The sequence below is a fragment of the Actinosynnema sp. NPDC023658 genome (genome assembly GCF_040639995.1).
Lineage (GTDB): Bacteria > Actinomycetota > Actinomycetes > Mycobacteriales > Pseudonocardiaceae > Actinosynnema.
On the sequence record NZ_JBFAAX010000106.1, the window covers coordinates 1 to 2,399 of the forward strand.

The following is a 2,399-nucleotide window of genomic DNA, read 5'->3' on the forward strand; positions in this document are numbered from 1 at the left end:
GTTCACGAAGGTTGACGCGGAAGCCCCGCGCCCCCAGGGACGCGGAGCTTCCGCTCGTCCGCGGTCCGCCGGACACCCTTGCACCAGCGAAATCAGCTCGGGCACCTACCGCCGCCGGCGCACACCGGCCATCGGGCGCGCACAGCGAAAGGCCCGTGGACGCGTCGTCCACGGGCCTCCCACCTGCTTCACCTGCCTGCTAGCCGTCCTTGAGCTGGTCGAACAGCCGGCCGACCGACTGCCGCAGCGCCGAACCGGGCTCACCGAGCAGCGAACCGGCCTCGGAGTCGCCGTCCAGCAGCTCGCGCAGCACTTCCAGCACCACCTCCGGGTGCCCGAGCGGCACCGGGGCGGCGAACGTCTGCGCGGACGTGATCAGCTTCTCGTGCCGCCGGATCAGCTCGCCCACCTCGGAGCCGGCCGCCGCGCCCGCCACCAGGTGCACCGGCACCGAGCGGTCCGCGAACTCGGCCAGCACCTCGTCCACCTCGTGCCACGGCTCGTCGGCGGCGGGCAACCGGCACCACATCACCTGCAGGTGCTCGGTCACCGGCCGCCACGTGCCGGGCAGGTCGCCGTGCCTGCCGACACCGGCCGGGTCGAGCACGACGACGGCCGGCGCGTCGGGCGGGCCCGCCCACACGACGGACGGGCCGCCGCTCCTCGGTTCTTCGTCCATGCGGCTACACCTCCACCACTGCGGGTTCCACGCAGTACACGGTGTATGCCGATCGGATGACGGGTTGTGCGACGTTGCGCACCCGCACGCCACCGGGCGTCATGCCGTGCTCGTTGCCGAAGTGCGCGTGCCCGTGCACGGCCAACTGCGTGTCGTTCGCGTCGATCGCCTCGCCCAGCAGGTACGAGCCGAGGAACGGGTAGATCTCCGGCGGCTCGCCGCGCAGCGTGTCGGGCACCGGCGCGTAGTGGGTCAACGCCACCTTGACGTCGGCCTCCAGGCCGCCCAGCGCGGTGCGCAGGGAGTCCGCGATCTCGGTGGTGTGCCGGATGAAGGCCTTCATCTCCGGTTCGCCGAACGCGCTGCCGCACTTGCCGGCGAACCCGCCGCCGAAGCCCTTCACGCCCGCGACGCCCAGCGTGTGACCGTCCACGCCGATCGTGGTGGCCTCGCCCTCCAGCACGGTCAGGCCCGCGTCGCGCAGCACCTGCGTGACCTCGCGCGGCTTGTCGTCGTGGTGGTCGTGGTTGCCCAGCACGGCGACCACCGGCACGGGCAGCCCGCCGAACTCGTCGGCCACCACGCGGGCCTCGGCCACCGTGCCGTGCCTGGTCAGGTCGCCCGCCAGCAGCAGCACGTCGGCGCAGTCCCCGAGCTGTTCCAACGCGGGCCGCATCCGCCCGCGCGCGTCCTCACCGAGGTGCACGTCACCCACGGCGGCGATGCGGATCATCGGATCTCCTCTCGGCCGACCGGGGCTTCGGACGGCACCACCTTCACGTCGTCGAGCACGGTCAACTCCGGCGCCACGTCGTGGATCACCGCTTCCAGCTCGGCACGGCGTTCGGGGCTGGCCACGTCGCCGGACAGCAGCACGTGGTCACCGCGGACGGTGACGCGCACGCCCAGCTCGGTGGTGCGCGGGTCCTCGGCAAGCGCCTGGCGCAGCCGGGCGGAGAGGTATTGCTCTGCGGTCATCGGGGGCTCCCGGTCAACGGGGTGGACAGGAGGTCGAGGCGTTCGACGAGCACGAGGAACGCCTCCGCGTACGGGGAGTGCTTGGTGGCTTCCCTGACCTGGTCCCAGACGATCTGCTCCCGCAACGCGCGGGCGAACGGCAGCAGCACGCTGAAGTCGCACCGGTGCCCGTCCAGGACCAGCAGCTTGCCGATCATCACCTCGGTGGCGGGCATCACCGGCAGCACGACCGAGCCGACCTGCAGCTCCTCGGCGCGGGCCAGCGTCTCCTCGGTCACCGGGACCTCGTTGGGCCGGAACAGCAGGTCCACCAGCAAATCGCCGTCGTAGGCCTTCAACAACCAGTCCTCGGGTGGGGTGGCGGCACGCATGCCGGCCGCGACGAGCGCGCTCACCGCGGCCCCGGCATCCTGCTCGCGCACCAGGATGTCCACGTCGTGCTCCGTCGCGGGCCCGCCTCTGGCGTACACCGCGCAACCACCCGCCAAGGCGAACGGGATCTCCTGCGCGCGCAGCGCTTTGGCCACCTTGGTCAACGTGCGCAACAAGTCGTCTTGGACGCCGCTCATGCTGGGTGACTACCCGTAGGACGTGGTGTTCACACGGGCGCGGGTAGCGACGTCCGCACGGGGTAGTCCACTTGGCATGACTGCCACACCGCCCGACCCGGACCCGGCCCGCACCCCCGGTCTCGAACCGGGTGGTGGCGTCGCGCCCGGCGAGACGCCACCCGACTCCGGCC

5 protein-coding genes are annotated in these 2,399 nt (G+C 72.1%); 1 reads left to right on the forward strand and 4 read right to left on the reverse strand.

The genetic code is table 11. The features are described from left to right. Nucleotides 1-199: 199 nt before the first annotated feature. The 4 genes from AB0G02_RS14860 to AB0G02_RS14875 are packed head-to-tail and all read right to left on the reverse strand — an operon-like array spanning nt 200 to nt 2,226. On the reverse strand, nt 200-679 hold the full coding sequence (locus tag AB0G02_RS14860) for a hypothetical protein (RefSeq protein ID WP_360793915.1): 480 nt from the start codon (nt 677-679) through the stop codon (nt 200-202). A 4-nt stretch (nt 680-683) separates the two neighbouring features. Continuing rightward, nucleotides 684-1,412 carry a metallophosphoesterase gene (locus AB0G02_RS14865; RefSeq protein ID WP_360793917.1) on the reverse strand — a complete coding sequence of 243 codons (729 nt, stop codon included), beginning with the start codon at nt 1,410-1,412 and terminating at the stop codon, nt 684-686. Continuing rightward, the gene (locus AB0G02_RS14870) at nt 1,409-1,657 is read right to left on the reverse strand and encodes a BON domain-containing protein (RefSeq protein ID WP_360793919.1); all 249 of its coding nucleotides are present in this window, start codon (nt 1,655-1,657) and stop codon (nt 1,409-1,411) included. Before AB0G02_RS14870 ends, AB0G02_RS14865 begins: the two co-directional genes overlap by 4 nt. Next, on the reverse strand, nt 1,654-2,226 hold the full coding sequence (locus AB0G02_RS14875; RefSeq protein WP_360793921.1) for a hypothetical protein: 573 nt from the start codon (nt 2,224-2,226) through the stop codon (nt 1,654-1,656). The genes AB0G02_RS14870 and AB0G02_RS14875 overlap by 4 nt, the downstream gene beginning before the upstream one ends. Before the next feature lie 76 nt (nt 2,227-2,302). On the opposite strand from AB0G02_RS14875, the gene AB0G02_RS14880 reads away from it, so the two are divergent. After that, nucleotides 2,303-2,399 (forward strand): DUF6480 family protein (locus AB0G02_RS14880; protein WP_360793943.1); only part of this gene is annotated, 97 nt, incomplete at its 3' end.

What these genes read in the sequence shown, in the direction of transcription:
- AB0G02_RS14865 (WP_360793917.1), bottom strand. Translation starts at nt 1,412, where the DNA reads ATGATCCGCATCGCCGCCGTGGGTGACGTGCACCTCGGTGAGGACGCG.
- AB0G02_RS14875 (WP_360793921.1), bottom strand. Translation starts at nt 2,226, where the DNA reads ATGAGCGGCGTCCAAGACGACTTGTTGCGCACGTTGACCAAGGTGGCC.
- AB0G02_RS14870 (WP_360793919.1), bottom strand. Translation starts at nt 1,657, where the DNA reads ATGACCGCAGAGCAATACCTCTCCGCCCGGCTGCGCCAGGCGCTTGCC.
- AB0G02_RS14860 (WP_360793915.1), bottom strand. Translation starts at nt 679, where the DNA reads ATGGACGAAGAACCGAGGAGCGGCGGCCCGTCCGTCGTGTGGGCGGGC.